The 1398-nt window shown below is 73.7% G+C and carries 1 protein-coding gene and 1 tRNA gene; one reads left to right on the forward strand and one right to left on the reverse strand.

Translation table 11 applies throughout. The features are described 5' to 3' along the window. On the forward strand, positions 1 to 1183 hold a 1183-nt coding region (locus SSBG_RS19165), incomplete at its 5' end, for a M6 family metalloprotease domain-containing protein (RefSeq protein ID WP_037870148.1). 72 nt (positions 1184 to 1255) lie between these two features. Here SSBG_RS19165 and SSBG_RS19170 read toward each other — a convergent pair. Continuing rightward, positions 1256 to 1329: transfer RNA gene (locus SSBG_RS19170), tRNA-Lys, on the reverse strand. Between the last annotated feature and the right edge of the window lie 69 nt (positions 1330 to 1398).

Genomic DNA, 1398 nt, shown 5'->3' on the forward strand with positions numbered 1-1398 from the left:
GACCGCGTTCCTCGCGCTCGTCGCCGGCGCGCTCGTCCTCGCCCCGGCGCCCGCCCTCGCCGGGCTGCGCTCCGGGCCCTGCGCGGTGCCCCGTACGAGCGCGCACCACTCGGAAGGTCTCGACACCTGGAACACCGCCTACCCCCGCCCCGCCGGACGCCTCGACGCGGTACTCGTCTACCTCTCCTTCCCCGGTGCCGTGCCGCACGCGACGCCCCGCGAGCTGAGCCGCGACTACTTCCCCGCGACGACGGACTTCTACACCCGCGCCTCGTACGGGCGGCTGAGGCTCGTTTCGCACGTGCGGCCCGGCTGGGTGCGGATGCCGCGCCCGGCGAGCGCGTACGCGATAGAGCGGGACTGGGGCGCCGGGGGCCGTTCCGCGTACCTGCGCGACGCGCTCGCCGCCGCCGATCCGGGGACGGACTTCGGCAAGTACGACGTCGTCTACCTCGTCGCGGACCCCGACGCCCCCGGGGTGAACTCGGACGCGACGAAGGTCGTCAATCTCGGTACCCCGCTGCACGCCGACGGGACCGAACTGCGCCGCTTCGTGACCGTCTTCGAGCAGCACCCGCCGGACCACAACGTGCTCGCCCACGAGACGGGGCACGTCTTCGACCTGCCCGACCTCTACCGCCGCCCGGCGGACGGGAAGGGCGACTGGGACACGCACGTCGGGGACTGGGACCTCATGGGCAGCCAGTTCGCGCTGTCCCCGGAGTTCTTCGGCTGGCACAAGTGGAAGCTCGGCTGGCTCGAAGGGGCGGACGTCGCCTGCCTGCCGGCCGGGAGCGACAGCCGCGTGGACCTCGCGCCGCTCGCGGCCCCGCCGCCGCGCGGGATGCGGGGCGCGCCCCGGCTCGCCGTGGTCCGTACCGGTCCGTACCGGGCACTCGCGATCGAGGTGCGGACGGCGCGCGGCAACGACGCCACGACCTGCGCCGAAGGGGTCCTCGTCTACGAGGTGCGCACCGACACGGCCTCGGCGCGGGGGCCGGTCAAGGTCTTCGACACGCACCCGGGCACCGAGGGCTGCGTGAGCCGTTCCGTGCAGCCGGGCCTCGCCGACGCCCCGCTCGACGTGGGCGAGACGTACACCGTCCCGGGCCGGGACCTGCGGATCACGGTCGAGGCGCGGACGCCGGACGACGAGTGGACCGTCCGCGTCCGCCCGGCCTGAGCCCGCCCCGGCCCTCCCCGCGCGACCACGACGAAAAGGCCCCCCGATCGCTCGGGGGGCCTTCTCCGTCGGTGCGCCGCCAGGGACTCGAACCCCGGACCCGCTGATTAAGAGTCAGCTGCTCTAACCAACTGAGCTAGCGGCGCCTGCTGACGTCGTAAACATTAGCACCCTGGTCGGCGGGGTGCGAAATCGATATCCGCACACCCGTCCGG

The organism is Streptomyces sp. SPB074, assembly GCF_000154905.1.
GTDB lineage: Bacteria > Actinomycetota > Actinomycetes > Streptomycetales > Streptomycetaceae > Streptomyces.